Origin of the sequence: Sulfitobacter sp. NFXS29, from assembly GCF_040148765.1 — a bacterium.
Classification (GTDB): Bacteria; Pseudomonadota; Alphaproteobacteria; order Rhodobacterales; family Rhodobacteraceae; genus Sulfitobacter.
The window spans coordinates 223451-247821 of record NZ_JAGDED010000001.1; the positions used below are offsets into that span (position 1 = coordinate 223451).

At 62.4% G+C, this 24371-nt stretch carries 26 protein-coding genes; 11 read left to right on the top strand and 15 right to left on the bottom strand.

The window, feature by feature from the left end; genetic code table 11:
• The first annotated feature begins 64 nt into the window (after nt 1-64).
• Nucleotides 65-706: a uracil phosphoribosyltransferase gene (gene upp, locus J3456_RS01155; RefSeq protein ID WP_067626049.1), complete on the top strand. Its 642-nt coding sequence runs from the start codon at nt 65-67 to the stop codon at nt 704-706.
• Nucleotides 707-793: 87 nt separating this feature from the next.
• Complete coding sequence (locus tag J3456_RS01160) at nt 794-2260, top strand: SPOR domain-containing protein (protein ID WP_349578549.1); 1467 nt, start codon at nt 794-796, stop codon at nt 2258-2260.
• A gap of 76 nt (nt 2261-2336) precedes the next feature.
• Here J3456_RS01160 and J3456_RS01165 read toward each other — a convergent pair whose 3' ends face one another.
• Both J3456_RS01165 and J3456_RS01170 read right to left on the bottom strand, forming a co-directional pair.
• A complete protein-coding gene (locus J3456_RS01165; RefSeq protein ID WP_349578550.1) occupies nt 2337-3350 on the bottom strand; it encodes a hypothetical protein in 1014 nt (337 codons plus the stop codon).
• A gap of 84 nt (nt 3351-3434) precedes the next feature.
• A complete protein-coding gene (locus J3456_RS01170) occupies nt 3435-5060 on the bottom strand; it encodes an AMP-binding protein (RefSeq protein ID WP_349578551.1) in 1626 nt (541 codons plus the stop codon).
• Between the two features lie 94 nt (nt 5061-5154).
• Here J3456_RS01170 and J3456_RS01175 point away from each other — a divergent pair, with 94 nt between their 5' ends.
• Together J3456_RS01175 and J3456_RS01180 are read left to right on the top strand one after the other, a co-directional pair.
• Nucleotides 5155-6087: a DMT family transporter gene (locus J3456_RS01175; RefSeq protein ID WP_349578552.1), complete on the top strand. Its 933-nt coding sequence runs from the start codon at nt 5155-5157 to the stop codon at nt 6085-6087.
• The gene (locus J3456_RS01180) at nt 6084-6725 is read left to right on the top strand and encodes a sulfotransferase family protein (RefSeq protein WP_349578553.1); all 642 of its coding nucleotides are present in this window, start codon (nt 6084-6086) and stop codon (nt 6723-6725) included. Before J3456_RS01175 ends, J3456_RS01180 begins: the two co-directional genes overlap by 4 nt.
• A gap of 198 nt (nt 6726-6923) precedes the next feature.
• Here the strand turns inward: J3456_RS01180 and J3456_RS01185 are convergent, their stop codons facing one another.
• The 7 genes from J3456_RS01185 to J3456_RS01215 all read right to left on the bottom strand — a co-directional run bounded on the left by J3456_RS01185 (nt 6924) and on the right by J3456_RS01215 (nt 14846).
• Nucleotides 6924-9128: a 3-hydroxyacyl-CoA dehydrogenase NAD-binding domain-containing protein gene (locus J3456_RS01185; RefSeq protein WP_349578554.1), complete on the bottom strand. Its 2205-nt coding sequence runs from the start codon at nt 9126-9128 to the stop codon at nt 6924-6926.
• Nucleotides 9129-9149: 21 nt separating this feature from the next.
• Nucleotides 9150-10364: an acetyl-CoA C-acetyltransferase gene (locus tag J3456_RS01190; protein WP_349578555.1), complete on the bottom strand. Its 1215-nt coding sequence runs from the start codon at nt 10362-10364 to the stop codon at nt 9150-9152.
• A gap of 18 nt (nt 10365-10382) precedes the next feature.
• A complete protein-coding gene (locus J3456_RS01195) occupies nt 10383-11021 on the bottom strand; it encodes a glutathione S-transferase family protein (RefSeq protein WP_349578556.1) in 639 nt (212 codons plus the stop codon).
• 137 nt (nt 11022-11158) lie between these two features.
• Complete coding sequence (locus J3456_RS01200; RefSeq protein ID WP_349578557.1) at nt 11159-12307, bottom strand: acyl-CoA dehydrogenase family protein; 1149 nt, start codon at nt 12305-12307, stop codon at nt 11159-11161.
• 23 nt (nt 12308-12330) lie between these two features.
• A complete protein-coding gene (locus J3456_RS01205; RefSeq protein WP_067630099.1) occupies nt 12331-12543 on the bottom strand; it encodes a hypothetical protein in 213 nt (70 codons plus the stop codon).
• A 50-nt stretch (nt 12544-12593) separates the two neighbouring features.
• On the bottom strand, nt 12594-14375 hold the full coding sequence (locus J3456_RS01210) for an acyl-CoA dehydrogenase C-terminal domain-containing protein (RefSeq protein WP_349578558.1): 1782 nt from the start codon (nt 14373-14375) through the stop codon (nt 12594-12596).
• A 69-nt stretch (nt 14376-14444) separates the two neighbouring features.
• On the bottom strand, nt 14445-14846 hold the full coding sequence (locus J3456_RS01215) for a MerR family transcriptional regulator (protein ID WP_349578559.1): 402 nt from the start codon (nt 14844-14846) through the stop codon (nt 14445-14447).
• Between the two features lie 184 nt (nt 14847-15030).
• Between J3456_RS01215 and J3456_RS01220 the strand changes: the two genes are divergently transcribed.
• Both J3456_RS01220 and J3456_RS01225 read left to right on the top strand, forming a co-directional pair.
• The gene (locus tag J3456_RS01220; RefSeq protein ID WP_349578560.1) at nt 15031-15792 is read left to right on the top strand and encodes a helix-turn-helix transcriptional regulator; all 762 of its coding nucleotides are present in this window, start codon (nt 15031-15033) and stop codon (nt 15790-15792) included.
• Between the two features lie 100 nt (nt 15793-15892).
• Nucleotides 15893-16117 carry a hypothetical protein gene (locus tag J3456_RS01225; protein WP_349578561.1) on the top strand — a complete coding sequence of 75 codons (225 nt, stop codon included), beginning with the start codon at nt 15893-15895 and terminating at the stop codon, nt 16115-16117.
• Between the two features lie 9 nt (nt 16118-16126).
• Here the strand turns inward: J3456_RS01225 and J3456_RS01230 are convergent, their stop codons facing one another.
• Nucleotides 16127-16507, bottom strand: a complete 381-nt coding sequence (locus tag J3456_RS01230; protein WP_349578562.1) for a MerR family transcriptional regulator — start codon at nt 16505-16507, stop codon at nt 16127-16129.
• A gap of 118 nt (nt 16508-16625) precedes the next feature.
• Here J3456_RS01230 and J3456_RS01235 point away from each other — a divergent pair, with 118 nt between their 5' ends.
• Genes J3456_RS01235 through J3456_RS01245 form a run of 3 tightly spaced genes read left to right on the top strand, consistent with a single transcriptional unit; the run spans nt 16626 to nt 18932 of the window.
• Nucleotides 16626-17048 (top strand): PaaI family thioesterase, encoded by a 423-nt coding sequence (locus tag J3456_RS01235; protein WP_067938691.1) that lies wholly within the window; start codon nt 16626-16628, stop codon nt 17046-17048.
• Nucleotides 17045-17557, top strand: a complete 513-nt coding sequence (locus J3456_RS01240; RefSeq protein ID WP_349578563.1) for a PaaI family thioesterase — start codon at nt 17045-17047, stop codon at nt 17555-17557. Before J3456_RS01235 ends, J3456_RS01240 begins: the two co-directional genes overlap by 4 nt.
• 37 nt (nt 17558-17594) lie before the next feature.
• A complete protein-coding gene (locus tag J3456_RS01245) occupies nt 17595-18932 on the top strand; it encodes an MATE family efflux transporter (protein WP_349579122.1) in 1338 nt (445 codons plus the stop codon).
• On the opposite strand, the gene arsC is transcribed toward J3456_RS01245, so the two are convergent.
• Genes arsC through J3456_RS01260 form a run of 3 tightly spaced genes read right to left on the bottom strand, consistent with a single transcriptional unit; the run spans nt 18929 to nt 20657 of the window.
• Nucleotides 18929-19270: an arsenate reductase (glutaredoxin) gene (gene arsC, locus J3456_RS01250; protein ID WP_349578564.1), complete on the bottom strand. Its 342-nt coding sequence runs from the start codon at nt 19268-19270 to the stop codon at nt 18929-18931. The genes J3456_RS01245 and arsC overlap by 4 nt on opposite strands.
• Nucleotides 19267-20307 (bottom strand): quinone-dependent dihydroorotate dehydrogenase, encoded by a 1041-nt coding sequence (locus J3456_RS01255; protein WP_349579123.1) that lies wholly within the window; start codon nt 20305-20307, stop codon nt 19267-19269. Before J3456_RS01255 ends, arsC begins: the two co-directional genes overlap by 4 nt.
• Complete coding sequence (locus J3456_RS01260; protein WP_349578565.1) at nt 20307-20657, bottom strand: DUF952 domain-containing protein; 351 nt, start codon at nt 20655-20657, stop codon at nt 20307-20309. Before J3456_RS01260 ends, J3456_RS01255 begins: the two co-directional genes overlap by 1 nt.
• Nucleotides 20658-20786: 129 nt before the next feature.
• On the opposite strand from J3456_RS01260, the gene J3456_RS01265 reads away from it, so the two are divergent.
• Together J3456_RS01265 and J3456_RS01270 are read left to right on the top strand one after the other, a co-directional pair.
• Nucleotides 20787-22343, top strand: coding sequence for a bifunctional metallophosphatase/5'-nucleotidase (locus tag J3456_RS01265; protein ID WP_349578566.1), 1557 nt, complete (start codon nt 20787-20789; stop codon nt 22341-22343).
• A 141-nt stretch (nt 22344-22484) separates the two neighbouring features.
• Nucleotides 22485-22898 carry a VOC family protein gene (locus J3456_RS01270; RefSeq protein ID WP_120351671.1) on the top strand — a complete coding sequence of 138 codons (414 nt, stop codon included), beginning with the start codon at nt 22485-22487 and terminating at the stop codon, nt 22896-22898.
• Between the two features lie 83 nt (nt 22899-22981).
• On the opposite strand, the gene J3456_RS01275 is transcribed toward J3456_RS01270, so the two are convergent.
• On the bottom strand, nt 22982-23311 hold the full coding sequence (locus J3456_RS01275; protein ID WP_067630150.1) for a cupredoxin domain-containing protein: 330 nt from the start codon (nt 23309-23311) through the stop codon (nt 22982-22984).
• 88 nt (nt 23312-23399) lie between these two features.
• The gene (locus J3456_RS01280) at nt 23400-24299 is read right to left on the bottom strand and encodes a LysR substrate-binding domain-containing protein (protein WP_349578567.1); all 900 of its coding nucleotides are present in this window, start codon (nt 24297-24299) and stop codon (nt 23400-23402) included.
• Nucleotides 24300-24371 lie beyond the last annotated feature (72 nt).

The window sequence follows — 24371 nt, forward strand, 5'->3', positions numbered from 1 at the left end:
AGCCTTTGCTTGCGAGCGGGGCGCATGTGCGGCTAGAAGCGAGGCAAATAAAGGAGCCTGCCGCATGACCGATACCCCCAATCATCTGACGATCGTTGACCATCCGCTGGTGCAGCACAAGCTGACCATCATGCGCGACAAAACCACCTCGACCGCCGCCTTCCGGCAGTTGCTGCGCGAGATCAGCCAGCTTTTGGCCTATGAGGTGACGCGCGGCCTTCCGATGACGACCAAGCGGGTTGAGACCCCGATGCAGGAGATGGACGCGCCGACGCTCGACGGCAAGAAGCTTGCGCTGATCTCGATCCTGCGGGCGGGCAACGGGCTGATGGACGGGGTGCTGGAGCTGATCCCCTCGGCGCGGGTCGGTTTTGTCGGTCTTTACCGTGACGAAGAGACGCTGCAGCCGGTGCAGTATTATTTCAAGGTGCCCGAGGCGATGGAAGACCGACTGGTCATCGCCGTGGATCCGATGCTGGCCACCGGCAACTCCTCAGTCGCGGCGATCAACCTGCTGAAAGAGGCAGGGGCCACCAACATCATCTTCCTTTGCCTGCTCGCCTCGCCCGAAGGTGTGGCCACAATGAAGGCCGCGCATCCGGACGTGCGCATCGTCACAGCCTCGCTGGATGAAGCGCTGAACGAGAAGGGCTATATCATTCCGGGTCTGGGTGACGCGGGCGACCGGATGTTCGGCACAAAGTGATCCGGTAAGTTTCGCTATTCAGCGCGTGGTGCTTTACTCAGGCCGCGCGCTGAGGCATCGTTCTACTAGATAGTGTGGGGGCATTAGATGACACTTACCAAAAGTATTGCCATGGCAGTGATCGTGGCCGCTTTGGGCGTCGGCGGATCGCAGACCCAAGCGCAAGACAGCCGCAGCCAGCCAGCGGAGTTTCCGCCGTCTTCCTACAAGGGCAAGCAATATGTCGACAGCGCGGGATGTGTGTTCATCCGTGCGGGCATCGACGGCGATGTGTCATGGGTCCCCCGCATGAGCCGCGCGCGCCAGCAGATCTGTGGTTTCCAGCCCACGAACGGCGTGCAAGTGGCGGCTGCACAGGCGACAACAGCAGCGAAGTCCAAGGTCGAAGCCGTCCCCGCCAAAACGCCGCCGACCCGCGTCGCCGAAGTGCAAGCGCCCAAGGTGAAACCAAAAGCCCCCGTGGCCCGGCCCGCACCGCAAAAGGTGGTGCGCCGTGTGGCTCCGGCCCCGGTTCGCGCATCCGCCCCCAAAGTCGTGCGCGAAACTGCACCGCGCCCCGTGCCGGTGGTGCCGAGCCGACCCGTCGCTCTGGCCGCTCCGGCACCGGCTGGGTTCGTGACCGCTTGCCCCGGCGCTTCGCCTCTGTCGCAGCGCTATATGCGGCGCGGGGATGGCTATAGCGTGCGTTGTGGCCCGCAGGCCGAGCCTATCGTGACAGGCCGTCTTGCGCCCACCACCCCACAGCGCGGCACGGCCCCTCAGCCTTACCGTAGCGCAGGGGTGATGCCCGGCGTTGCCGCAGCGCCCGCACGTGTCGTCGCCCCCGCCGTGGTTGCCGCGCCGGTGGTCAGCGCGCCGCCTGCCCGGGCCGTGGGCACTCAGACACGGATCGTGCCGAAACATGTGGCGATCAACCGTTTGAACACGACAAACGTCAAAGTTCCCCACGGCTATCGTAGGGTCTGGGAGGACGACCGTCTGAACCCGCATCGCGCCGAGCAGACCTTGGAAGGCCGCGCCGATATGCTGCTGGTCTGGACCCAGACCGTGCCGCGCCGTTTGGTGAACAAGGCCACCGGCGAAGATGTGACCGCCAAAGTTCCGCTTATCTATCCCTATCTTGATATCGAAACGCAGCGCCGCAAGCTGGGGGTGGTCAAGATTGTTGAGCGGGACGGTCAAGTGGTGAAACGGGTTCTGCGCTACCGCAATGCCGCGCCGATCCATCGCGATGCCCGCCCGGTTAAGAGAGCGCCGGTGAAGGCTGCGCCGGTTAAGGCTGCACCGGTTTATTCCAGCCGGTCGGCCCCGGCAGCGCAGGTCAGCACCAAGGCAGGCTATGTGCAGGTTGGTGTCTTTGGCAGCCCGGCCAATGCGCAGCGCGCGGCGCGTCAGATCGCATCCATGGGCATGCCTGCCCGCATCGGCAAACAGACACGCGGCGGCAAGACCTATCACAGCGTTCAGGCGGGCCCCATCGCGGGTGGCTCGGCCCAAGCGGCGCTTGGACAGCTGCGCCGGGCGGGATACCGGGACGCCTACCTGCGCCGCTAAGCGGGTCGCGATAGCAAGAAAAAAGGCCAGCCGCGGTGTCCCCCCGGCTGGCCTTTTTCTTTGGCGGGTCGTTCAGTCAGCCGCCGCAGATGCTTTGCAGTCGCAGCCAATCGGCATCCGACATCAGCGGCGCGGTCAGCTTGCCGTTCATCGGGTCGCCTTCGATCAGGGGCAGGGTGCTTTCGCCAGTGATGTCGCGGGCAAAAGCATAGGGTTTGCTGCGCAGTTCGGCCTTGGCAAATCGTGCCAACTGGGCCTCGACTTTCGGTGTCGCGGCGGGGCGCATCAACAGTTGCTCGGCATAGGCGTCCAGCGCCTCGGAAGAGATATCGCCGGTGGTCAGCAGGCGGAAGTTTTCGCGCAGGCCCACGGCCTCTAGCAGCGCGCGCAGCGGGTCATGTTCGCTGCGTGCCACATCTTCGGTGAGCACATAGCCCGCGGCGACATCGGGTTCTTCGTAATCCTCCAGCACCGCGCGGTCGAGCACGATAAGACGCCCCGGCAGATGCAGGCTGGCGCGGGTCATATCTGGCAGGATCGCCACGCGCCCCACCTCCAACCGTTTGGTAAGCCGCGTCAGCGCGGCACTGCCGCCGGGGCTTTCGCAGGCGGGGCCGGACACCCGTTCAAGCCGCTTCAGCAGCGCCGTGCCCAAAGAGACGCGCTTGACCTCTGGCACCACTTTGATCGCGTGATCGCGCAGCGCGCCGGGCATCCAAAAGACCGCCAGCGCCGCCACCACGGCGACAGAGGCGACCATGCCCACCCACCGCAAGCGGCCCGGCTTCGGGCGGCTGCGGTTAATGGCGCGGCGCAGCTTTTCGATGGCCTCAATCATCTCGGTTTCATTGTCGGGCAGTTCCAGCGTCTCTCCCGGATCGCCGTCCGGATGATAGAGCGCGGGGGTCTGGCCGGGATTGGTCCTGTCGACGGCAGCCAGCGACCAATGGGTCAGCGCCTGATCCCTGAGATCGCTGATCACCAGTGTCGCGTCACCGATAGAGACGATCACCTCGCGCCGCTGCGCATCGGGCGTGGCGCGCCAAAGGCCCGTCGCTTCGAGCCGGGCGTATTTTGTCAAGGCGGTCATGGGGTTCTGCTGCGGGCCTGTCAGTTTTCGCCACTCTACCACGCGCTGCGGGATCAGCAATGGCAGGTGACATAATGCCCCGCCTTAGAGGTCCGCCGCCTGCTTGCGCAACTCGAACTTCTGGATCTTCCCGGTAGAGGTCTTGGGTAACTCTCCGAAAACCACCCGCTTGGGCGTTTTGAACCCGGCAAGACGTTCGCGGGCAAAGGCGATGAGTTCCTCTTGGCTGGCCTCCGACCCCGGCTTCAACTCAACGAATGCGCAGGGCACCTCGCCCCATTTTTCATGCGGTTGGGCCACCACGGCAGCCAGATTGACCGCGCCGTGGCCCATCAGCACGCCTTCGACCTCAACGCTTGAGATATTCTCTCCGCCAGAGATGATGATGTCCTTGGCGCGGTCGGCAATCTGGATATAGCCGTCGGGATGCTGCACCGCGATGTCGCCGGAATGGAAGTAACCGCCCGCAAAGGCTTCGGCGGTGGCCTCGGGGTTCTTGAGGTAGCCTTTCATCACCGCATTGCCGCGGATCATGATTTCGCCCTGTGCGGTGCCATCGCGTGGGGTCTGGGCCATCTCGGCGTCCATCACCGTGATCTCCTCCATCATCGGCATGGCGATGCCTTGGCGGGCTTTGATTCCGGCGCGTTCAGCCTCGGGCAGCCCGTCCCAATCGCCTTGCCACAGACATTCGGTGACATGGCCAAAGGTCTCGGTCAGGCCATAGACCTGTGTGACGTTGAAACCCAGTTTCTCGATCTTTGACAGGGTCGCGGGGGCAGGGGGCGCGCCTGCGGTGAAAACCTCGACGCGGTGATCGAAGGCACGGCGGTCTTCCGCGCTGGCGTTGACCAGCATGTTCAGCACGATGGGCGCGCCGCCGAAATGGGTGACCCCGTGATCCGCGATGGCGTCATAGATTGCGCCCGCCGTGATGTCGCGGCAGCAGACCAGCGTGCCGCCCAAGAGCGGCATCATCCAAGTGTGGTTCCAGCCGTTGCAGTGAAACAACGGCACGATCTGCATGAAGACCGGGCGCAGCACCATCTGCCAAGAAACGACCGTGCCCATGGTCATCAGATAGGCCCCGCGGTGGTGATAGACCACGCCCTTGGGCCGCCCGGTGGTGCCAGAGGTATAGTTCAGCGCGAGGCTCTCCCATTCGTCGTCGGGCATGATCCAGCTAAAGTTCGGATTGGCCTCGGCCAGCAGGTCTTCATATTGCGGATGCCGCCCGCTGGGAGGGAGGCCGACGGCGGGGTCGGGCACTTCGATGATCGCAGGGCATGTGCCGTCCATCCGCGCGCAGGCGTCTTCGGCCAGCGGCAGGAATTCGGTATCGACGAGCAGCACCTTTGCCCCACCATGGTCGAGAATGTATGCCACCGTTTCAGGGTCGAGGCGGATGTTGATGGTGTTAAGCACGGCCCCGCAGGCGGGCACGCCAAAATGCGCCTCGGCCTGCGCGGGCAGGTTGGGGATCAGGGTCGCGACCACGTCGCCCGGGGTCACACCGATCTCGGCCAACAAGGCGGCAAGGCGGGTGCAACGGTCATGGTACTGGGCATAGGTGACGCGGTGGTCACCGTAGATCACCGCAGTTTGCCCGGCAAAGACCTCAGCCGCCCGGCGCAGATGCGACAGCGGCGTCAGCGCCACAAAATTCGCTGCGCATTTTTCCAGCCCGCGCTCATCCGTCATCCACCCCATGTGACCCCTCCCAAGGCATTGGTTGCGATTTGGGGTTGAGTATTGCTGCCGAGACGTGACTTTGAAAAGAGGGCAGGAGCGAAAAGGAGGGCAGATGCAAGACGCAGCGGTGAAATCAGGCTTGGCGGCGCTTTGCGCCGTGAGCGGTATGGCGGCTTTGGGGCTGACGGATAACTTCGTTCCCTTCATAACCGAGCGCGGCTCGCTCTGGCAGTTTCATTTTGTACGCGGTGTCATGGCGGTGGCCATTCTGATGGTGCTGGCGGCCTTTGGTTTCGGCATCCTGCGGCCAAAGCGGTTTTGGGCCGTGGCGGGGCGTAGCCTGTTTCAGGCGGGCGCCATGTTGATCTATTTCGGCTGTCTGGCCTTTTTGCCCATCGGCGTCGTGGTGGCCGGGCTTTTCACCTCGCCGCTCTTCGTGCTGATGATCTCGGCCCTGTTCCAAGGCAAGCGCGTCGGGCCATGGCGGTGGGGGGCCGTGGCGGTGGGCTTTGCCGGGGCATTGATGGTGATCCGCCCTGACCCGAGCGATCTTGACCCCGTGGCCTTTCTGCCGCTCTTGGCCGGGGCGCTCTATGCGATCGGCGCCGTGGCGACGCGGGCATGGTGCGAAGGGGAGAGCACGATGGTCATGACCGCTGGCTTTTTCGGCATGTTGGCGGTCATGGGCGGTATCGGTGTCATGGTTTTGCCGGGTGCAGAGGTGGCGGGGCCCGAAGGTTTCGTCAGCCGCACATGGGGTCCGCTGGATGGCGCAATGTGGTTCTGGATCGCGGTGCAGGCGGTAGGCTCGCTCATCGGGATCGGGTTTCTGGTGCGCGGCTACCAATTGGGCGAGGCCGGGCATGTCGCCATTTTTGAATACTCCCTGCTGATTTTCGCCAGCTTCTGGGCCTACGTCCTATGGGACCAGCAGGTGCCGCCCATGGGCTTTGCAGGCATGGCACTGATCGCACTGGCGGGGGCGGTCATCGCGCTGCGCAGTGATGAGCCATCTACCTTGCGCGCGCCGGAGGCGGTGGAGTGATCATCAGCCGGGGCCGTCGCTATGTCTTTGTGCATATCCCCAAAACCGGGGGCACCTCGCTGGCGCTGGCTTTGGAAGGGCGGGCGATGAAGGACGATCTGATGCTGGGCGACACGCCGAAGGCGCTGAAACGGCGGCGGCGGTTGCAGGGCGTGCAGGCGGCGGGGCGGCTCTGGAAGCATTCAACGCTGGCGGATGCCGACGGGCTGCTGCGGCCTGAGGAGTTGAAGGGGCTGTTTTGTTTCACGCTGGTGCGCAACCCTTGGGACCGGGTGGCGAGCTACTACCGCTGGCTGCGCGGGCAGGGGTTCGATCATCCGGCGGTGGGGCTGGCGAAACAGTCGGATTTCGCGGGGTTCTTACGGCATCCGCAGACGCAGGCCAGCCTACGGGCGTGGCCCGCGCGGCGGTATATGGAGGATGCGGCAGGGCGGGAGCGCTGCGATCGCTATATCCGGTTGGAGCATTTCCCCGATGATGCCGGGCCGCTGTTTGAGCATCTGGGGTTTGAGTTGGAGTTGCCGCGGGTGAATGCCTCAGAAGGGGCTGCGGCCTATACGCCGGAATTGCGGGACGTGGTGGCGGAGATCTGCGCTGAAGACATCGCGCGGTTTGGCTACGTTTACGAAGGGCACTAGACCCGGGACAAGCCGGAGGCGCCGGGCCATCGCCTGCCCGCCCCCCGGGTAGGCGATTTAGTGAGGCTGGGTGCGACAGTGAAAACGCACATCATGGTTGAGATATAAAGTGGTATAAGGCCCTGTCGGATCGCCGACCCGCGGGCAGGCGATGGCCCTCATGACAAAGAAAAAGGGGCGCCGAAGCGCCCCAATCTATCATGCTGCCTTCGAGGCATCCGGGTTGAACCGCCCGTAGAAGCTTTGGTTCTTCTGGGCCATCTCGCGCAGCAACTCGGGGCAAGCAAACCGCTCACCGAACTTCTCAGTCAACTGATCACAACGTTCCGCCGCATAGGGCGCGCCGATCATATCAAGCCAGCTCAGCGGCCCACCGGACCAAGGCGCAAAGCCCCAGCCAAGGATCGCACCGACGTCACCCTCACGGATGTCCATCAACACGCCTTCCTCCAGCGCGCGCACGGCCTCCAGGACCTGCGAGAAGAGCAGACGATGCTGCACTTCGATCAGATCGGGCTGTTCGTCGGCCACGGGGTACTTGTCCCCCATGCCCTTCCACAGCCCCTCGCGCTTGCCCTTGGCGTCATAGCTGTAGAAGCCCGCGTTCGCTTTGCGGCCCAGACGGCCCTCGCTTTCCATCCAGAACACCAGCGGATCGAGATCGTCGTTCGGGTACTCATCACCCATCGCCGCCTTGGTTGCGCGGGCAATCTTGGCGCCGAGGTCGATAGAGGTCTCATCCATCAACTGCAGCGGCCCCAAAGGCATACCAACGAGCTTGGCCGCGTTCTCAATCAGCGCAGGCTCGACACCCTCTTGGACCATGCGCACACCCTCGTTGATGTAAGGAATGATGCAGCGGTTGGCATAGAAGAAGCGCGCGTCATTGACCACGATCGGCGTCTTGCGGATCTGGCGCACATAGTCGAGCGCCTTGGCCACAGCCCGGTCGCCGGTCTGCTGGCCTTTGATGATCTCCACCAGCAGCATCTTCTCAACGGGCGAGAAGAAGTGGATGCCGATGAACTGCTCCTGACGGCTCGACGCCTTGGCCAGATCGGTGATCGGCAGGGTCGAGGTGTTTGAGGCAAAGATGCAATCCTTGGGGATCACAGCTTCGACCTTCTGGGTCATCTCGGCCTTGACCTTGGGGTCCTCGAAAACCGCTTCGATAATCAGGTCACAGCCCTTGAGCGCGTCGAGATCGGTGGTCGCAGTGATCAGGTCAAGCGCCTTGGCCTTCTTCTCCTCGGTCGATTTCTTCCGGGCGATGCCCTTGTCGAAATAGCTCGCGGAGTAGGCCTTGCCTTTGTCAGCGGCTTCTTGGGTCTGGTCGATCAGCACAACCTCGATGCCCGCCTGCACCGACACCAGCGTGATGCCTGCACCCATCATTCCTGCACCCAGAACGCCCAGCTTCTTCACGCGCTGGTCCGGCACACCTTCAGGACGCACGGCACCTTTCTCAAGCGCTTCTTTGTTGAGGAAGAGCGAACGGATCATGTTGCCCGACGACGGGTTCATCAGAACATTGGTGAACCAGCGCGCCTCGATCTTGAGCGCCGTGTCGAAAGGCACCAAGGCCCCTTCATAGACGGCCGACAGCAGCGCTTTGGCGGCGGGATACACACCCTGCGTCTTGCCGTTGACCATGGCCGAGGCCCCCACGAAGGTCATGAAACCCGCTGGATGATAAGGCGCACCGCCGGGCATCTTGTAGCCCTTGGCATCCCATGGCTTCACCAGATCGGCGTCCTTGGCGCTCAGCACCCAATCGCGCGCTGCGGCCATCGGATCTGCGCTGACCTCATCAATAATCCCGGCCTTCTGGGCAGCAGCAGGGGCGACCATCTTGCCCTCCAAGAGGAAGGGCGAGGCCGCCATCGCACCCAGCTTGCGCACCATCCGCGTGGTGCCACCGGCCCCGGGGAAGATGCCGACAAGGATTTCCGGCAGGCCAATCCGCGCCTTCGGGTTATCCGCGGCAAAGGTGCGATGCGTGGCCAACGGCAACTCCAGCCCGATGCCCGCGGCGGTGCCGGGGATCACACAGGCGACAGGCTTGCCGCCCTTGTTGGTCTTGGGGTCCATGCCCGCGCGCTCGATCTTGCGCAGCAGTGCGTGCATCTGCATCGTGCCCTCGAAAAGCCCCTTGGCCGGATCGTCGCCCGCGTCTTCCTTCATTTTGGCCAGCAGGTTCAGGTCCATGCCCCCGGCGAAAGACCCTTCCTTGCCCGAGGTGATCACGATGCCCTTCACGGCGTCATCGGCCAGCGCGTCGTCGATATGTTTTTCCAGATCGCGCAGCCCGTCAAAGGACATCACGTTCATGCTTTTGCCCGGGACGTCCCATGTGATCGTGGCGATGCCGTCGGCGTCTTTATTCAATGTAAAATCGGTCATTCTCTTGCTCCCTTACGCGGCTTACACGCGCTCGATGATGGTGGCGGCACCCATGCCGGAGGCGATGCAGAGCGTGGCGAGCCCCACTTCCTTGTCGGCGCGCTCCATCTCATCGAGCAGAATGCCGATGATCATGGCACCGGTGGCGCCCAGAGGGTGGCCCATGGCGATGCCGCCGCCATTCACGTTCACCTTGCTGTCGTCCACATCAAAGGCCTGCATGAAACGCATGACGACCGCGGCAAAAGCCTCGTTGACCTCAAACAGATCGATGTCGTCGATGGTCATGCCGTTGTCCTTGAGGATCTTCTCGGTCACAGGCACCGGGCCGGTCAGCATGATGGTCGGGTCGGTGCCGATCTTGGCGGTGGCGCGGATGCGGGCGCGGGGCTTCAGCCCGTGCTGCTCGCCAAACTCTTTGTTGCCGACCAGAACGGCGGCGGCACCGTCGACGATGCCCGACGAGTTGCCCGCATGGTGGATGTGGTTGATCCGCTCTAGATGCGGGTATTTCATCAGCGCGACCTTGTCGAAGCCGGGCATGACCTCACCCATCTGCTGGAACGCCGGGTTCAAGCCGCCAAGTGACTGCATGTCGGTCTGCGGGCGCATGTATTCGTCACGATCAAGGATCGCGAGGCCGTTCTGATCGCGCACAGTGATCACGGATTTGTCGAAGCGGCCCTCTTCCCAAGCCCGCGCCGCGCGCTGTTGGGACTGCATGGCCAGCTGGTCGGCCTCGTCACGGGTGAAACCGAATTCGGTGGCAATGATATCGGCCGAAATACCCTGCGGCACGAAATATTTCTCCATCGCCAGCGTCGGGTCCACGGCAATCGCGGCACCGTCAGCGCCCATCGCGACACGGCCCATCATCTCGACACCGCCAGCGATATACCCATTGCCCGCGCCGCCTTTGACTTGGTTGGCGGCAAGGTTCACGGCTTCCATGCCGGAGGCACAGAAACGGTTGATGGCCAAACCGGGGATACGCTCGTCCAAATCGGACGCCAACACTGCCGAGCGGGCCAGACAGCCGCCCTGTTCCATCACCTGCGTGACGTTGCCCCAGATCACGTCCTCAACGGCATGACCTTCAAGGTTGTTGCGCTCTTTCAGCGCGTTCAATGTCTGCGCCGACAGCCGCAGCGAGGTGACCTCATGCAGCGCGCCGTCCTTGCGGCCCTTGCCGCGGGGGGTGCGGATCGCGTCGTAGATGTAAACGTCTTGGGTCATGTTCATGTCCTCCGAGGGTCAGGCGCGGTCAGCTGGGCTGCCGGGCATCAGGTCGTATGGGGCTTTCCAGCCCGGTGTTTCGCTCAAACGCGTGAGCCACGCGTCGATATGCGGCCAATCGCTGCGGTCAAAGCCAAAGGGCTCGGGGTAATAAAGATACCCGCAGCAGCTAATGTCCGCGTTGGTCAATTCGTCGCCCACGATCCAATCGCGGCCGTCGAGATGGTCGTTCAGCACGCCGTAGGCTGCCTTGAGTCGCCCTTGGCTAAAGGCGATGACCTCGGCGGGGCGTTTGTCTTCGGGCAGGAAATTCATCAGGAAACGGGTCATCCCAGCAACACCACTCAGCTTGTGGTTATCCCATAGCACCCACCGCATGATTTCACGCCGTTCCGTCGCGTCGCGGCCGCCGAATTTGCCCGTCTTTTCCGCGACGTAATCCTGAATCACGCCCGACTGCGTGAGCCGCAGATCGCCGTCGATCATCACCGGGGCCTCGCCCATGTTGTTGATCTGCGCGCGGTAGTCGGGCTGCCGCGTCTGGCCGCCGAAAAAGTCGACCTTCACCGGCTCCCAGTCCAATCCTGAGAGCTCCAAGGCAAGCGCGGCCTTATAGGCGTTGCCGGATTCGCCAAAGCAGTAAAGCTGGATGGTCACGTATCATTCCTCCTCAATCTGTCATCGTTCGCGGCACGGTCGGACGGTATTTGGAAAAGGATGAAGAGGAGGTCTTGCGCCCATATCTTCATCCTTTCTTAAATACCTCTGCGCTGCGGCCGGGGCTGGGCGCGCGGTTAGAGATTGCGCGCGATCAGTTCCTTCATGATCTCGTTGGTGCCGCCGTAGATGCGCTGCACCCGCGCGTCGGCCCACATTTCACCGACGGCATATTCTTGCATAAAGCCGTAGCCACCGTGCAGTTGCAGGCAGGCGTCGAGCACTTCGCCTTGGGTGTCGGTGAGCCAGTATTTTTGCATCGCGGCCTTATCGACGCTGAGTTCCCCGCGCAGATGTTCGCTGATGCATTCGTCGAGGAAGGCACGGGCCACCATGGTTTTGGTTTTCACTTCGGCCAGTTGGAAGCGGGTGTTCTGGAACTGGGTCAGCGGGCCGCCGAAGGCTTCACGTTCTTTGCAGTATTGGATCGTGCGCGCCACGGCGCCTTCCATTGCGCCGACCGCACCGCAACCGATGATCAGGCGCTCTTGCGGGAGTTGTTGCATCATTTGGTAGAAGCCTTGGCCTTCGTCTTGGCCAAGAATGTTTTCTGGCGGGATTTCGACATTGTCGAAGAACAACTCCGAGGTGTCCGCCGCATGCAGGCCGATCTTGTCGAGGTTACGGCCGCGCTGGAATCCCTGTGCGCCGTCGGTTTCGACGACAACGAGCGAGACGCCTTTGGAGCCTTCCTTGGGGTCGGTTTTGGCGGCGACGATGATCAGATTGGCGTGCTGACCGTTGGTGATGAAGGTCTTTTGGCCCGACAGCTTATAGGCGTTGCCGTCGCGGATCGCTTTGGTTTTGATCCGCTGCACGTCCGAGCCGGTAGAGGGTTCGGTCATCGCCAGCGCGCCGACCAACTCGCCCGAGACCATTTTTGGCAGCCAGCGCTTCTTTTGGTCTTCGGTGCCATAGGCGAGGATGTAATGCGCCACGATGCCCGAGTGGATGCCATGGCCCCAAGAGGCGAGGTTGGCGCGCGAGCCCTCGATCAGAATCGCGGCTTCGTGTCCGAAATCACCGCCGGCACCGCCGTATTCTTCGGGCACCGAGGGGCAGAGCAGGCCGAGCTCGCCGGCTTGCGCCCAAGTCTGGCGGTCCATCTGGCCCTGCTTGCGCCATTTCTCGAACTTGGGCGCCCATTCGGTGTTGATGAACTGCGCCGTCATGTCGGCGATCATCTGGTGTTCGTCGGTCATCCATGTGGATGTTTTGTTCTGCATTATCTGGCCCCCTCCCCAAGGGTTCAGCGTTTGCGGCTTTCCAGTTCGGCGTTGAACAGGCGCAGCCGCGCGGTCAGGTTTTCTTCGTTCATGACCGAGTTGAAATTCTCGAACAGGAACGACAGTGCTTCCCCTTCATCAAGACCTGCATCCGTGCTGAACTTCTTGAGCCTGCGGTAGCCTTCTTCGGTCATGGCGACGGGGAAGCGGCGGGTCAGGCGGAAGCGTTTGGGCATGGTCTCTCCGGGTGTTGGGCAGGGTGGGGGACAGGCCCCCACCACCCGTTTTAGAAGTTTGCGGCCTCCAGCGCCATGACAGTATCCGCGCCCGATTGGATGCGGGTCAGGTGCAGCGCCGTGGCGGGCAGTTGCCGTGCCATATAGTAGCGCCCGGTGGCCAACTTCGTCTCATAGAACGTGGCGTCGCCGCTGCCGTTCTTCAACGCCTCATTCGCCGCGAGACCCATTTTGGCCCACATCAGGCCAAGGCAGACATGGCCGAACATATGCATGAAGTCGTTGGAGCCTGCGAGCGCGTGGTTGGGGTTCTTCATGCCGTTTTGCATGAAGTACATGCCCGCCGATTGCAGGTCTTTGCTCGCTGCTTTCAGCGGGTCGAGGAAGGCCGCGTCGAACTCGGCATCTTGGCCTGCGTTGTCTTTGATGAAGCCTTTGACCAGATCGAAGAAGGCCATGACGTGTTTGCCGCCGTCTTGGGCCAGTTTGCGTCCCACGAGGTCGAGCGCCTGCACGCCGTTGGCGCCTTCGTAGATCTGGGCGATCCGGGCGTCGCGGGTGAATTGGGACATGCCCCATTCTTCGATATAGCCGTGGCCGCCGTAGACCTGCTGGGCCTTCACGGTCATGTCGTAGCCCTGGTCGGTCAGGAAGCCTTTGATGACGGGGGTCAGCAGCGACACGAGGCCATCAGCGTCTTTGTCGTCGGCGCGGTGGGCCGCGTCGATCATGGTGGCACCCCAAAGGATGAAGGCGCGGGCGGCTTCGACAAAGCTTTTCTGGTCCATCAGAGAGCGGCGGATGTCAGGGTGCACGATCAGCGGGTCGGCCGCTTTTTCGGGCGCCACGGCACCGGTCACGGCGCGGCCTTGCAGGCGGTCATTGGCGTAAATCACGGCGTTCTGGTAGGCGACTTCGGCCTGTGCCAGACCCTGCATGCCAACGCCGACGCGCGCTTCGTTCATCATGGTGAACATGGCGCGCATGCCCTTGTGCTCGGTGCCCAGCAGATAGCCAGTGGCGCCGTCGTAGTTCATCACGCAGGTCGAGTTGCCGTGGATGCCCATCTTTTCTTCGATGGAGCCGACGGAGACGCCATTGCGCTCGCCCAGGGAGCCGTCTTCGTTCACCATGAACTTGGGCACGATGAAGAGCGACACACCCTTGATGCCCTCAGGCCCGCCTTCGATCTTGGCCAGCACCAGATGGATGATGTTGTCGGCCATGTCGTGCTCACCCGACGAGATAAAGATTTTCTGGCCGGAGATTTTGTAGCTGCCGTCATCCTGTGGCGCGGCTTTGGTGCGCATCAAGCCCAGATCGGTGCCGCAATGCGGCTCGGTCAGGTTCATCGTGCCGGTCCACTCGCAAGACACCATCTTGGGCAGATAGGTGTCTTTCTGCGCGTCACTGCCATGGGCAAGGATCGCCGAGGCCGCGCCGTGGGTCAGGCCCTGATACATGGTGAAGGCTTGGTTCGCGGCAGAGAACATCTCGCCCACTGCGGTGCCGAGGACATATGGCATGTTCTGTCCGCCATAGGCTTCGGGCATGTCGAGGCCCGTCCAGCCGCCTTCTTTCACCTTTTCAAAGGCTTCTTTGAAGCCTTTGGGCGTATAGACGACGCCGTTCTCCAAGCGGCAGCCTTCTTGGTCCCCCACGGCGTTCAGCGGGGCGAGGACTTCGGAGGTCAGCTTGCCTGCTTCTTCAAGAATGGCGGAGGTGAAATCAGGCTCCAGCTCATCATAGCCGGGGGTCTTGCTTTCGGTCACTTTCAGCACGTCGTGCAGAACGAATTGCAGGTCTTTGGTGGGGGCTGTGTAACTGGGCATCTTTGCTCTCCGGGTCGTCTTTTTATGGATGTGGGTGCAGGCATTGCCGCCGGGGTTGTTTGGCTGCGTTTATTCAGCGGCGCGGCGGGGTTGGTTCATGGAGGAAATCATCTTTTCCCCCCATGTTAACTGGTCTTTAAGGTCTTCGATTGCTTCATTCAGCTCTTCGCGGCGCGATTCGAGGTCGGCCAGACGGGCGCGGGCGATTTCATAGGCTGCGGCGATTTGCGTCTGCTGCTGGTCACCCATGTGATAGAGGTCGAGCAACTGACGGATCTCTTCGAGGCTGAAACCAAAGCGTTTGCCCCGCAGGATCAGCTTGAGCCGGGCACGGTCACTTTTGGTAAACAGGCGTTTTTGGCCCTCGCGCAACGGAAAGAGCAGCTCTTTCGCCTCATAGAACCGCAGGGTCCGCGGGGTGACTTCAAAAGCGTCGCACATCTGGCGAATGGTCAGCGTGTCGGCGGTCATTTCTTCACTCTCCAATCGTCGTTTCGAGACTTCAGTTGGGGGCTGACCTTGCTGATACAACGGGAGTTGACGTTGACGTAAGCGATACGTTGCGTCACTTTGTGCGCGGGGGGATTTCCTATAGGTTGGGCCAAGTGGGGCGCCCCTCGCCCCTGATGGGCTTGGGCATCAAAGTGAGTAGGAGATGGCAAACCTCGATCAAAACGAGCCGAAAACGCTGGATGAACTGGTTCACTGCGCGCAGAACGCCACCTCCGCTGCGGGTATTTTGGCCTGTGGTCTAGGCTACTATCAAGGGCTTGGGATTGATCTAGTCAGCTACCACGGGGATAGCCCCGGCGCGCCTGCGATCCTCTATAAGTTCAACGGCAAGGGCGCGGAGGGGCCGCAGTGGCATTCGCAATTTCTGGATGTAGAGACGCTCCGCGAAAGCCCTGTCGAAGCGCTGGCCCGACAACAGGTGATGCCGCTCTATTGGTCGGATGTGGCGGGCGCGGCGCGGCTGACTCCTGCGGAAAGCGTCTATATGAAGGGGTTGATGCGGCGCTACCCGAATGACGGCATCTCCCTCAAAGTGCATGGCCCGGGTGGGGATTCCGCCGTTGTGGGGCTGGGGTTTGCCGCCAAACAGGCGCGTCTGTCGCCGGGGGCCTTGTACAAACTTCTCGGCGCGGCCCAAATCGCGCATCTGCGCTATTGCGCCTTGGCTGAAAGCCAATCAGGGCGGGATTTCGGCCTTTCTCCGCGCGAAGTTGAGGTGTTGGAGTGGATTGCCACCGGCAAGAGCAACAGCGTCATTGCCGAAATACTGGGGATTTCGCCTCATACGGTCGATACGATCGTGCGGCGGATATTCTCCAAACTCGACGTGAACGACCGTACCACCGCCGCCATCCGGGGTCTGGGCGCGGGGCTGCTGCGCCGTCCAAAAGAAGGGCCGCCCTAGGCGGTAGGCTGGCCCCGCGTCATTGTCGCGTGACTGCGTGACATGACCCCGCGTCGGACCGGCTATAGGTCCGGGTGCTTCACCCTAAGAGGTTCGAAGCATGTCACAAAAACAAGAACAGACAAGTAACGGGGCTGACAACGGTTCCGATGCGCAGACGCGCCTACGTGTGATCGCGGATTTGAAAGCCGCTTCCGAAACCATCGAGAACAGCGCATTCGATCTGGCGGGCAATGCGAGCCCAGATGTGGTTTCCGACCTCATCCGCCTCACCGCGGATTTGCAGATGCTAATCGCGCAGCTGTCACAGCCCGGCGGCCGCTGAGGCTGCGGGTCAGCCCTTGTTCGAAGCGATTGCCGCGGCGGTGTCGTCGCGCAGCTTTTGCAGCTCCGCCATGGCTTCGTCCAACTGGCGGCGCTGCTCGGCCAGTTCTTCCAGCTGCCCGTCCGCCATGGTGACCCAAGCGCGCATCTGCGCCTCGGTCCCCTCTTTTTCATAGATCAACAGCCACTGCCGGATGTCTTCCAGCGCAAAGCCGAACTTGCGGCCGCGCAGGATCAGCTTCATCCGCGCCCGTTCACGCGGGCCATAGAAACGCGAGCGCCCCTCGCGGTGCGGTTGCAGCAATTCGATATACTCGTAATAGCGCAACGTCCGTGGCGTCACGTCAAATGCCGCGCACATCTCTTTGAATGTCAGGCGTTCATCGTCCAAAGCATCTACTCCCTTCAGGCAAACTATGGTCACGCGCGGGGATGCGCAACAGGTGGTCTTGCCCTTTCGCCATCCCCCCATGATAAAGGTCAAAACCAGACGCAAAGGGGTGGGCTGCATGTCGGATAAGTTGAAAATGGCGCGACAGTTCATTCAGGCGCTGCCCCATTCCATGGCGCTCGGGATGGAGTTGCAGGAGTTAGGCGATGGCTCTGCCGTGATCACCATGCCCTATGATGACAAACTGGTGGGCGACCCCAAAACCGGAGTGATCAGCGGCGGGGCGGTCTCGGCCCTGATGGATACTTGCTGTGGCGCGGCGGTGATGAGCCACCCCAGCAATCCCTCGGCCACCGCCACCATGGATCTGCGGATCGAATACCTGCGCGCCGCCACGCCGGGCCAGACGATCACTACCCGCGCGACCTGCTATCACGTCACCCGCTCGGTCGCCTTTGTGCGCGCCACGGCGACGGATGAGGACGCCGAGAATTTCGTGGCCACAGCCACAGGAACCTTCACCGTGGAGGGGCACAAATGACCACACATCGCAAGCCAGAGCCGGTTCAGGTGATCAAGCAACGCCGCGACGGGGTGCTGCGCGCCATGGTCGAGGGCGTGCCCTATATCCGCTTTCTGGGCATCGAGTTTGAGCGGCGTGGGGATGAGCTGACAGGGATCATGCCCTTTTCCGAACAGTTGATCGGCAACCCGATCCTGCCTGCGCTGCACGGCGGGGCGACAGCGGCGTTCTTGGAGGTGACCGCGATCATCACCCTAAGCTGGGGGCTGATTTGGGAGGACATGGAAAGCGGCGCGCTTGATCTGGACAATCTGGATGCCGACCATTTGCCCCGGCTGCCGAAAACGATCGATTTCACCGTGGATTACCTGCGGTCGGGCCTGCCGCGCGATGCCTATGCACGGGCGCGGATCAACCGGTCGGGGCGGCGCTATGCCTCTGTTCATGTCGAGGCGTGGCAGGACAACCGCAGCCGCATTTTCGCTCAGGCCACGGGCCATTTCCTGATGCCGCAGCGGCGTGGCTGACCCCAAAGCAGAAGCCGAGCCGCTCAGCGAGGCCGAGGTGCGCGCGGTCAAGCGTGGCACGCTGGTGGCGCGCGATGTGGTGACCCATCGCCGCGTGCTCAAAATCGCCGTTCCCATTGTCATTTCCAATGCCACCGTGCCGATCCTTGGCGCGGTCGATACCGGCGTGGTCGGGCAGATGGGGGCCGCGGCACCCATCGGCGCGGTGGGGCTGGGGGCGATCATCCTATCGGCGCTTTACTGGATTTTCGGCTTTCTGCGGATGGGCACCGTGGGCCTGACCGCGCAGGCAGCGGGCAATGGCGAAGAGGGCGAGGTCGCGGCGCTGCTGACACGCGGGCTGCTGATCGGCGCGGGCGCCGGACTGGCGCTGATGGCGCTGCAACTGCCTCTCTTTTGGGCGTCGTTTCAACTCGCCCCCGGATCACCGGAGGTCGAAGGGCTGGCGCGGCAATATATGGCGATCCGCATCTGGTCCGCGCCTGCTGCCATCTCGATCTATGCGATCACCGGCTGGCTCATCGCGCAGGAGCGCAGCCGTGCCGTGCTGGTGTTGCAGGTCTGGATGAACGGGCTGAATATTCTGCTGGATCTCTGGTTCGTGCTGGGCCTCGGCTGGGGTGTCGAGGGCGTGGCCATCGCCACCTTCCTCGCGGAGTGGAGCGGGGCGGCCTTGGGGCTGTGGTTCTGCCGGGCGGCCTTTGCCGGGGTAGCCTGGCGCGACTGGGCACAGGTCTTTGACGGGCCGCGCTGGACGCGCATGATGCGGGTGAATACGGATATCCTGATCCGCTCACTGCTGTTGCAGGCGATCTTCGTGTCTTTCCTCTTCATGGGGTCGGGCTTGGGCGATGTGACGCTGGCGGCCAATCAGGTGCTGCTGCAATTCCTGATGATCACCTCCTACGGGCTGGACGGTTTTGCCTTTGCCGCCGAGGCGATCATTGGCCGGGCCTACGGCGCGGGGCAGCGTGATGTCCTGCGGCGCGGAGCGGTGCTGACCTCCGCTTGGGCGCTGCTGGTCAGCTTGGCGCTGGCGCTGGTCTTTGCCGTTTCGGGCGGTGTGATCATCGATCTGATGGCCAAGGCGCCGCAGGTGCAAGACCTCGCCCGGGTCTATCTGCCCTATATGGTCGCGGCCCCGATTCTGGGCTGCGCGGCCTATATGTTTGACGGCATCTTCATCGGTGCCACGCGGTCGCGTGACATGCGCAATATGATGCTGGTGTCATTTCTGGTCTATGTCGTTACGGCGCTGATTTTGGTGCCGGGCTTGGGCAACCACGGGCTGTGGATATCGCTATTGGTGTCCTTCGTGGTGCGGGGGATCACCTTGGCGCTGCGCTATCCAGCGCTGGAGCGCGCGGCGGGCTAGAGCAGCCTTTGCACCGCTTCCGGCGGGCGCCCGATCACGGCGCCGCTTTGGCGAAAGGCGATGGGGCGTTCGATCAGGATCGGATGGGCGGCCATGGCGTCGATCAGCGTCTCTTCGGGGCTTTCCTTGGTCAGACCCAACTCTTTGAACAGGTTCTCGCCCGTCCGCATCATCTCGATCGCGGGCAGGCCGAGGGCGTCGCGGGCGGCGATGATCTCAACTCGCGTCGGGGCGTCTTCGAGGTAACGCCGGAGGCTCACGTCCACGCCCGCCTCTTCGATCAAGGCCAGCGCCTGCCGCGATTTCGAACAGCGCGGATTGTGCCACAGGGTGATCAAAGCCAATCCTCGCGTTTGCTGCCCACGGCCTCGGCCACGGTGGCGAAACCATCGCGCGCCAAAAGCGCATCGAGCCCCGTGGTGATCTCACGCACCAGCCCAAGCCCGCCAAAGACCAGTGCCGTGTAGAGTTGCAGCGCCGAGGCACCGGCGCAGATCTTGGCATAGGCGGTCTGCGCATCCGACACCCCGCCGACGCCGATCAACGGAATATCCGTCAGCCTCGCCAGCCGCGCCAAGACGCGTGTCGACCGTTCAAACAGCGGCGCACCGGAAAGGCCGCCCGCCTCAGCCGCATGGGCGCTGGCAAGACCCGTCCGGTCGAGCGTGGTATTGGTCGCAATGATGGCAGCGACGCCTGAATTTTGGGCAACCTCGGCCACGTCCTCAATCTCGGCTTCGCTGAGATCGGGGGCGATTTTCAGGAAAACGGGCGTGGCGCCGCGCACGTCCATCACCCCTTCGAGCAGGGCGGAAAGCGCCGCCTTGCCCTGAAGGTCGCGCAGCTTCTCGGTGTTGGGGGAGGAAACATTGACCGTCGCGAAATCGACGTGATTGCGTGCGGCGGTCATCACCCGGGCAAAGTCGGCAGCGCGGTCTGGGCTGGTCTTGTTCGCGCCAAGGTTCAGCCCCACCGGCACACCGGCGCCGCGGCGCGAAAGCCGGGCGCAGATCGCCTCCATCCCCTCGTTGTTAAAACCGAAACGGTTGATCGCGGCGCGGTCTTCGGTCAGGCGAAACAGACGCGGACGCGGGTTGCCGGGCTGGGGCAGGGGCGTGGCGGCGCCCACTTCGATAAAGCCGAAACCGGCGCGGGAAAGCGGGGCGACCGCGGTCGCGTTCTTGTCAAAACCCGCGGCCAGCCCGACGGGATTCGGCAGGTCCAGCCCAGCAACCGTTGTGTGTAAGCGTGCAGAAGTCTGCGGCCCGGGGGCCGGGGCCAAACCCGCTCGCAAAGCCCGGATCGCCAGCCCATGCGCCGCTTCGGGGTCAATGCGGTGCAGCGCGTTAAGGCCCATTTTCTCGATCACCGGCATCATGCGCTTGCTGCGCCCAGACCGGCGGGGAATTCATGAGCGCCATCCACCAAGGGCAGGGGCTGCGCCCAGACCACGTCTTCGAGTTTCAGCTGGCGATAGAGATGCGGGAAAAGCGCACCGCCCCGCGACGGCTCCCATTTCAGCGCATCGCCCAAGCCATCGGCCTCAAGAGCGAGCAGGAACAGACCCTCTTCGCCCTTAAAATGCTTGGCGGCGGTTTCCTCGGCCTGTTCGGCGGTGGAGAAATGCACATAGCCGTCGGTCACATCAATCGGCGCCCCGTCCGAGACCCCGTTCTTGCGCAGCGCCGCCCATTCGTCGGCGCGGAATATCTTGAAAATCAGCATAACTTCTGATGCCCGCCGGGCGGGGCGGGGTCAAGACCCGCGGGTGACCATAGGGCAGGTGATATGACCTTTGACACGGACCAAACCCCGCGCCACGATACAGGCATAACAACCAATAGGGGAACTATCATGAAACGATTCCTGACCGCGACCGCAGCGCTGGCTTTGACCAGTGGCATGGCGGCGGCTGAGTATAATCTCACCATTTTGCACACCAATGATTTCCATGCTCGGTTTGAACCGATCAGCAAATATGACGGTCCCTGCGGTGCCGAAGACAATACCGCTGGCGAATGTTTCGGCGGCTCTGCCCGTCTGATGACCGCGATCGCCGAGGCGCGCGAGCGGGCAGGCAACAGCATCCTTGTGGATGGCGGTGACCAGTTTCAGGGCACGCTGTTTTACACCCAGTACAAGGGTACACTCGCCGCTGAGATGATGAACCAGATGGGCTATGACGCGATGACCGTGGGCAACCATGAATTCGACGATGGTCCCGAAGTGCTGCGCGGCTTTATGGATGCGGTGGAATTCCCGGTACTGATGTCCAACGCAGATGTCTCGGGCGAACCGCTTCTCGCCGATAAGCTTGCCAAATCCACCGTGATCGAGAAGGGGGGAGAGAAAATCGGCCTGATCGGTCTGACCCCGGAAGATACTCATGAGCTCGCCAGCCCCGGCGACAAGATCACCTTTTCTGATCCGGTCGCAGCGGTGCAGGGGGAGGTCGATCTTCTAATCGCCAAAGGCGTGAACAAGATCATCGTGCTCAGCCACTCAGGCTATGGTGTCGACCAAAAGGTTGCGGCAGAAACAACGGGCGTCGATGTGATCGTGGGCGGCCATACCAACACACTGCTCAGCAACACGGATGAGCGCGCGGAGGGCCCCTATCCGACGATGGTGGGTGAGACCGCGATCGTGCAGGCCTATGCCTACGGCAAATTTCTGGGTGAGCTGAATGTGACCTTCGATGATGAGGGTAATATCACCAAGGCCGAGGGCGAGCCGCTGATCATGGACGCAGCCGTGACCGAGGATCAGCCCACCGTTGACCGTATCGCCGAAGCTGCCAAACCGCTTGAGGAAATTCGCAATCGCGTCGTCGCTGAAACCGCCGAGGCGATTGATGGTGAACGTGGCAACTGCCGCGCGCAGGAATGCTCAATGGGCAACCTTGTGGCTGATGCGATGCTCGACCGGGTGAAGGATCAGGGCATCGACGTGGCGATTGCCAACTCGGGCGGGCTGCGTGCCTCCATCGACGCGGGTGAGGTGACCATGGGCGAAGTCCTCACCGTGCTGCCGTTCCAAAACACGCTGTCGACCTTCCAGGTCACAGGGGCGCAACTGATCGAGGCGCTCGAGAACGGCGTGAGCCAGCATGAAGAGCAGGCTGGCCGTTTTCCGCAGGTGGCGGGCATGTCCTTTGCCTTTGACCCCAAGGCCGAAGCCGGCAGCCGGATCAGCGATGTGATGGTGGCAGGTGAGCCGATTGACCTTGAAAAGACCTATGGCGCCGTCTCGAACAACTACGTACGCAACGGCGGCGATGGCTACGCGATGTTCAAAGATGCGGCCAATGCCTATGACTATGGCCCCGATCTGGCGGATGTCACGGCCGAGTATCTGGCCAAGGATGGCACCTATAAGCCCTATACCGACGGTCGTATCACCATGAAGTAACGACAGGGTACGACCTGATCGGAAAGGGCGCGTCCTGCAAGAGGCGCGCCCTTTTGATTTGGTGATCCGAGAGGAACGTAGCACCCTTGCACCTTCCACCGGGCAGGCTACACAGGGCAGCAGATAGATAGGAGATCACCCATGCTCACCCCCTTCCACCTTGCCTATAACGTCCGCGACCTTGATGAGACCCGCGCCTTCTACGGCGATGTGCTGGGCTGCACCGAGGGCCGCTCGACCGAGACATGGGTCGATTATTCCTTCTTTGGTCACCAAATTTCGATGCATCTGGGGGAGCCTTTCGCCACAGAAGCCACCGGCAAGGTGGGCGAACATATGGTGCCGATGCCGCATCTGGGGGTGGTCTTGCAGATGGACGATTGGAAGGCGCTGGCCGAGCGGCTGAAAGGCGCGAAGGTTGATTTCGTGATCGAACCGTCGCTGCGTTTCGAAGGGGAGCCGGGCGAACAGGCGACCATGTTCTTCCGCGACCCTTCGGGCAACCCGATCGAGGTCAAAGGCTTTGCCGATATGGAACGTGTCTTTGCCCAGTAAGGCCAAGCGATGAAACACCAAAGCCCCGCGGTTGAGGGCGGGGCTTTGGTAAGTCTGAATGGGCCGTGCAACCGCGGGGCCGGTTAGTCGAAACTGATCGCCCCTTCAAAGGCAGGCTCTTCCAAGGTCTGGCCGCTGAAGGTCGTCGGGGTCTCTGCCGTGATGTCGAGCGTGTAGCTCCCGTTCACGGGGATCGCGTCACTGGTCCAGGCATCGCCTTCACCGGTGATCGTGTGGCTGCCCGTGGCATTGTTGGTAAAGACCACCTGATCGCCCGGCTGCACATGCGAAAGCGCTGGGAAATAGGCACCGTCAACAATCAGCACATTGCGGTTCTCGGCCATGGCGCTGGCTGCGCAAACGCTCAGGGCGAGGGCCAGAGCACCGGCGCTTTTGCGATATGAACTTAGCATCATCTGCTCCTTTGGATCGCCCGATGCGGGCGGGTTAGCCGGTTTCATACAAGGTAAATGCGGCATATCTTTGGCCGGTTCGGGCTGATTATTTCTCTGTCGCGGGCAATGCCTGCTGGGCGAGCCAGCCGCGGAAAGACGCGAGCGCCGCGGTCTCATCCCGGTCTTCGGGCCAGACGAGATAGTAATTGCCGATGCTCTGCGTGGTTTGCGACGCGGCCAGCACCAATTGCCCGTCGCGCAGGTAGGGGCGGGCGAAAAAGGTCGGCAGCAGTGCCACCCCCAGCCCGTGGATCGCCGCCTGCGCCATGGTCGAGAATTGGTCGAACATCATCCCGCCGGGCGGCTCATCGGTCACCCCCAGCGAGGACAACCACCGCGCCCACCCGCGCGGGCGGGTTTCCAGATGCAACAGCGGCAGATGCCGCACATCGCGCGCATCCTCCAACGGTTCGGCCAGCAAATCAGGCGCACAGACCGCCACCACCGTTTCCGGCAAAAGCGGCAGATAGCGCACGCCGGGCCAGTCTTCATGACCAAAATGAATGGCGGCGTCGAATCGGCTGCCTGCAAAGGCGAAGGGCCGCAACCGGGTGGAGAGGTTGACTGTCACCTCAGGATGATCCCTTGCGAAATCGCGCAACCGGGGGGCCAGCCAATGCATGCCGAAGGCGGGCAAGATCGCCAAATCCAGCGTGCCGCCCGTGGGGTTCGTCCGGGCCGAGACCGAGGCCTGCGCCAGCCGGTTAAGGATGTCGCGCACCTGCGTTACATAATCCAACCCCGCCTGCGTCGGGCTCAGCCGGCGGCCCTGACGGATCATCAGCGACACGCCCAGCTGTTCCTCCAGCGTCTTAATCTGGCGGCTTACCGCGCTCTGCGTCAGGTTCAGTTCCTGCGCCGCCGCCGTGGCGGTGCCCAGCCGCACCACAGCCTCGAAGGACAGCAGGGCCGAGATCGAGGGCAGGAATCGGCGGGGCGCGATCATATGACTTTTTCTCATGAACTCAGGACAAAGCAGCGATAGAGTTTGCGCCGTCAATTTGCAATACTGCCGCAA

What these genes read in the sequence shown, in the direction of transcription:
- upp (WP_067626049.1), top strand. Translation starts at nt 65, where the DNA reads ATGACCGATACCCCCAATCATCTGACGATCGTTGACCATCCGCTGGTG.
- J3456_RS01160 (WP_349578549.1), top strand. Translation starts at nt 794, where the DNA reads ATGACACTTACCAAAAGTATTGCCATGGCAGTGATCGTGGCCGCTTTG.
- J3456_RS01165 (WP_349578550.1), bottom strand. Translation starts at nt 3,350, where the DNA reads ATGACCGCCTTGACAAAATACGCCCGGCTCGAAGCGACGGGCCTTTGG.
- J3456_RS01170 (WP_349578551.1), bottom strand. Translation starts at nt 5,060, where the DNA reads ATGGGGTGGATGACGGATGAGCGCGGGCTGGAAAAATGCGCAGCGAAT.
- J3456_RS01175 (WP_349578552.1), top strand. Translation starts at nt 5,155, where the DNA reads ATGCAAGACGCAGCGGTGAAATCAGGCTTGGCGGCGCTTTGCGCCGTG.
- J3456_RS01185 (WP_349578554.1), bottom strand. Translation starts at nt 9,128, where the DNA reads ATGACCGATTTTACATTGAATAAAGACGCCGACGGCATCGCCACGATC.
- J3456_RS01190 (WP_349578555.1), bottom strand. Translation starts at nt 10,364, where the DNA reads ATGACCCAAGACGTTTACATCTACGACGCGATCCGCACCCCCCGCGGC.
- J3456_RS01200 (WP_349578557.1), bottom strand. Translation starts at nt 12,307, where the DNA reads ATGCAGAACAAAACATCCACATGGATGACCGACGAACACCAGATGATC.
- J3456_RS01205 (WP_067630099.1), bottom strand. Translation starts at nt 12,543, where the DNA reads ATGCCCAAACGCTTCCGCCTGACCCGCCGCTTCCCCGTCGCCATGACC.
- J3456_RS01210 (WP_349578558.1), bottom strand. Translation starts at nt 14,375, where the DNA reads ATGCCCAGTTACACAGCCCCCACCAAAGACCTGCAATTCGTTCTGCAC.
- J3456_RS01215 (WP_349578559.1), bottom strand. Translation starts at nt 14,846, where the DNA reads ATGACCGCCGACACGCTGACCATTCGCCAGATGTGCGACGCTTTTGAA.
- J3456_RS01220 (WP_349578560.1), top strand. Translation starts at nt 15,031, where the DNA reads ATGGCAAACCTCGATCAAAACGAGCCGAAAACGCTGGATGAACTGGTT.
- J3456_RS01225 (WP_349578561.1), top strand. Translation starts at nt 15,893, where the DNA reads ATGTCACAAAAACAAGAACAGACAAGTAACGGGGCTGACAACGGTTCC.
- J3456_RS01235 (WP_067938691.1), top strand. Translation starts at nt 16,626, where the DNA reads ATGTCGGATAAGTTGAAAATGGCGCGACAGTTCATTCAGGCGCTGCCC.
- J3456_RS01240 (WP_349578563.1), top strand. Translation starts at nt 17,045, where the DNA reads ATGACCACACATCGCAAGCCAGAGCCGGTTCAGGTGATCAAGCAACGC.
- J3456_RS01255 (WP_349579123.1), bottom strand. Translation starts at nt 20,307, where the DNA reads ATGCCGGTGATCGAGAAAATGGGCCTTAACGCGCTGCACCGCATTGAC.
- J3456_RS01260 (WP_349578565.1), bottom strand. Translation starts at nt 20,657, where the DNA reads ATGCTGATTTTCAAGATATTCCGCGCCGACGAATGGGCGGCGCTGCGC.
- J3456_RS01265 (WP_349578566.1), top strand. Translation starts at nt 20,787, where the DNA reads ATGAAACGATTCCTGACCGCGACCGCAGCGCTGGCTTTGACCAGTGGC.
- J3456_RS01270 (WP_120351671.1), top strand. Translation starts at nt 22,485, where the DNA reads ATGCTCACCCCCTTCCACCTTGCCTATAACGTCCGCGACCTTGATGAG.
- J3456_RS01275 (WP_067630150.1), bottom strand. Translation starts at nt 23,311, where the DNA reads ATGCTAAGTTCATATCGCAAAAGCGCCGGTGCTCTGGCCCTCGCCCTG.
- J3456_RS01280 (WP_349578567.1), bottom strand. Translation starts at nt 24,299, where the DNA reads ATGATCGCGCCCCGCCGATTCCTGCCCTCGATCTCGGCCCTGCTGTCC.